General features: G+C 66.6%; 5 protein-coding genes. 1 reads left to right on the forward strand and 4 read right to left on the reverse strand.

The features are described from left to right. Nucleotides 1-200: 200 nt before the first annotated feature. Nucleotides 201-383, forward strand: a complete 183-nt coding sequence (locus IEW15_RS25060) for a hypothetical protein (RefSeq protein ID WP_188583203.1) — start codon at nucleotides 201-203, stop codon at nucleotides 381-383. 133 nt (nucleotides 384-516) lie between these two features. Here the strand turns inward: IEW15_RS25060 and IEW15_RS25065 are convergent, their stop codons facing one another. From IEW15_RS25065 to IEW15_RS25080, 4 genes are all read right to left on the reverse strand, one after another. Beyond that, a complete protein-coding gene (locus IEW15_RS25065) occupies nucleotides 517-771 on the reverse strand; it encodes a hypothetical protein (protein WP_188583205.1) in 255 nt (84 codons plus the stop codon). 146 nt (nucleotides 772-917) lie between these two features. Then, nucleotides 918-2,141, reverse strand: coding sequence for an asparagine synthase-related protein (locus IEW15_RS25070; protein ID WP_188583207.1), 1,224 nt, complete (start codon nucleotides 2,139-2,141; stop codon nucleotides 918-920). Beyond that, complete coding sequence (locus IEW15_RS25075; RefSeq protein WP_188583209.1) at nucleotides 2,108-2,839, reverse strand: asparagine synthetase B family protein; 732 nt, start codon at nucleotides 2,837-2,839, stop codon at nucleotides 2,108-2,110. Before IEW15_RS25075 ends, IEW15_RS25070 begins: the two co-directional genes overlap by 34 nt. 12 nt (nucleotides 2,840-2,851) lie before the next feature. Beyond that, entirely contained in the window at nucleotides 2,852-3,016 is a 165-nt protein-coding gene (locus IEW15_RS25080; RefSeq protein ID WP_188583211.1) for a hypothetical protein, read from the reverse strand. Between the last annotated feature and the right edge of the window lie 129 nt (nucleotides 3,017-3,145).

Here is a 3,145-nt window from a genome sequence, read left to right on the forward strand (position 1 = left end):
CTCCGACGCAAGGTCGCCGCTTGGGACGACGACTTCCTCGCAAGCATCATCGCAGCTTAAAATTTTCACCCGATTCCCCTGGTCGGATCGGCCGTCATAATCGGCGGGCGGCGCGGTTGAAACCCGCGCGCCGGAACCCTCCGGCGGCCATCGGCCGGTCGGCGGCAGGCGGCAGGCGGCAGGTGCGGGAGGCGGCGAGGATGGCGAAGATGGCTGTGCGTCATGCCAGGCTGTTCCGGGCCGGGTCGCGCGGCGTCAGCCTCAACAGGCAGGAACAGGGCACCACCGCCCTGGCCGCCCATGATGCCGAGATCCGCTTCCGCGTGGCGGCCGCCGGTGCGAACCGGCGGGGGCGCGCTCGACATTCTGGATCGGCTGGATGAGGCCGACGCGCGGGAACGCCGATCGGCCCGGTGATCTGCTGCCCGGTGATCTGCTGCCCGATGATCTGCTGATCGTGGCGCAATGCCGGGCATGAGATCCGCCGCGCACCGCGGCCGCGCGGCGCAAGGCGCGTCACTGCCGGCCGCGATGCCGCCACAGCTCCGGCACCTCGAACCGCCCGGCCCAGATGCCGCGCCCGGCCTCGTGGGCCTCGGCTTCCAGGGCTGCATAGATGCGTGAATAGCGCCGATAGGCCAGGGGCATGCCGTCCTCGCGCCAACGCGGCTGTGTCTTCTCGCGGTTGGCCAGCGCCCTGCCGTTCCTGCGCCAGAACGTGCAACCTATCGCGCAGATCGCCATCATCAGAGCGCCGGATCGATAGCGCACGCTCGTGCGGTCCGCCGCAATGATCCCGCACATCCGCGTCACTCGATGTCCTGCATGGCCGCCGGCATGATGGCTGGCGCATGCTCCCGTCGCACGAGATCCGACGCATCGACCGCGAGGGACGGGGTGCCCGTTGGATGACATGACTAGCCGTTGGATCCCTCTATCCAGCGGATGAAGCGGCCGTAGTGGATGCCACGTCCGAAAAGGTCGAGCAGTTCCGCGTCGCGCGCCATGGCGGCGTCGGCATTTGCCGGCCAGTTCTCAGCGATGGCGCGGATACGCGGCAGATCGATCATCCGCCGCGTCGCCGGCGACGCTTCCAGCCGGTCCAGTTCCGCCATGAAGGCGGGGCGCAGCAGGGTCAACCGGTGGAACCAATCGCCATTCTGATAGCCGCGCTTCTGGTTGTTCGCGACCTCGGTCGGCAGGCGGTCGCGCAGCACCGCACGGGCGAAGGACCGGGGCTGCCCGCCCTGTTGCCAAATATCATCGGGCAGAGCCAGACAGAATTCGACCAGCCGCCGGTCCCCCAGCGGATCGCGCAGATCGCAGCCGTTGACATAGGGATGGCCCGCCATCCATTGGCTGTTCGACCAATGTTTCTCAAGATAGACCAGCCGGAGCCGGCGATCGCGGTCGCCGCGACCGGTATCGATGAGAATATTGTCGGTGATGGCGGCGGCATCGACGTTGCCGGCCAAGTCATCACTTGCCACGGCGCGCTCGCGCCAGAAATCGGCGGTGCCGCGCAGCCGCCGCACCATTTTCCGTAACCTTGCCGGAGCGGCATAGGTCAACAGGTTCCGCCGGACCTGCGGCCAGACGCCGTACCCGTGCCGCTTCAGCCCGCGAAGCTGCCCCGCCAGCGCCAGGAAGCGCCCTGACGCGGCGAGGTCGGTCAGCAATGCCTGGCTTTTCCATGAAAGAGTGCAGTTGCCGGCGTGGCCCCCCAGCACGACCGAGGCGCCGAGCGTTCTGGCCTGTGCGTAGAGCGGTTCCCACGCGCCGGCATTGGTGAAATTCCGTACCGGGATGCCGAACTCCCAGAACTGGCGATCCGGTTCGTCTTCTCCTTGGGAAATCTCGCCGGATGCCAGAAAATGCGCGTCGATATTCGGATAAAGGGCCGCCGTTGCCCTGGCCAGCGGCACCTCATTATAGAAACCGCGCGGTCGCTCCTGCGGGATGGATGCGGCGGGGTCGGGATAAGATGTGAGCGTATGCAGCGTTTCCGGCTGCCGCAGCCGTGCGGCGGTCGCCGCCACCGCGCTGGAATCCAATCCTCCCGACAACTGACAGGCGACAGGGCCGATGGCCCGCAGGTTTGCCGCCGTCACCTGGTCCAGCAACTCGCGGGCGGCATGCACATAGTCCCGCGGGTCGCGATAGGTGATCCGATGGCCGAGGTCTGGCGGCGCAGACTATAGGCACCATCGCGCCAGACCAGCAGCCCCGCCGGCGGCAGCCGGAAGACGCCGCGAAATGGGGTGGCACCGGTCGGGATGGGGCGGCCCAGCAGCAGATGCGCCATCGCCACCTCGTCGACCTGCCGCGCCATGTCCGGGAAAGCCAGCACCGCCAGCGGCCGTGTGGCGAAACAAAGCCGCTTGCCGTCATCATGCGCGAAGATCGCACGACCGCCGGACGCATCCACGGCCAGGATCATCCGGCGTGATGCCGCATCCCACCAGGCGAAGGCAAAGGCCCCGATCAGCCGGGGGCAGGCATCAATGCCCCAGCGCTCCAGCGCCGCCATCAGAAGCCCGCCATCGCCAAGCCGGGCGGCATCGGCCGGTGCCAGTTTCAGCGCCGCGATCAGCGCCTCACGATTATCCAGCCGTCCGTCGAAGACAAGGCGGGATGTATGACCGGCAAAAGCGGTGGGAAAACGATCCAGCCGGTCTTCTGGTGTGAATGGGCGCGCCACATGGACAAGCGCTGCTCCGTCGCCCCGCCAGACCGATGGCTTGCCGCCACCGCCATAGGTGGTGGCAATACCGCCCAGCCTGTCGCCGACCCGTGGGTCGGCACGTTCCGTGCCAGCCAGACCGGCGAAAAACGACATTACAGGCTCAGTTCAGCTTCCAGAGGGCGATGGCGAATAAGTGCCGTCCCCCGGTGGTATCAGGCCATTGTTCTGCGTCTGGCCGACGGTCAGAACCTCCAGATCCGGGGTCTGCCAGGGCAGCTTGGCCGCGCGCGGCAGATCATGTTCAAGTGGGGCCTGCTTGATGTCGCTCATATTCCAGACGTCCTTAACTTAGGCAGATGTCAACTTAGGCAGATGTCGCCCAGGGCAACGAGTTCAGGTTAACGCGGTGATCGGAATCTCTGGCGCACGATAGTTTGGCGTGATTCAACAGGCTTCCAC

Origin of the sequence: Tistrella bauzanensis, assembly GCF_014636235.1 — a bacterium.
GTDB lineage: Bacteria > Pseudomonadota > Alphaproteobacteria > Tistrellales > Tistrellaceae > Tistrella > Tistrella bauzanensis.

What these genes read in the sequence shown, in the direction of transcription:
- IEW15_RS25060 (WP_188583203.1), top strand. Translation starts at nt 201, where the DNA reads ATGGCGAAGATGGCTGTGCGTCATGCCAGGCTGTTCCGGGCCGGGTCG.
- IEW15_RS25075 (WP_188583209.1), bottom strand. Translation starts at nt 2,839, where the DNA reads ATGTCGTTTTTCGCCGGTCTGGCTGGCACGGAACGTGCCGACCCACGG.
- IEW15_RS25080 (WP_188583211.1), bottom strand. Translation starts at nt 3,016, where the DNA reads ATGAGCGACATCAAGCAGGCCCCACTTGAACATGATCTGCCGCGCGCG.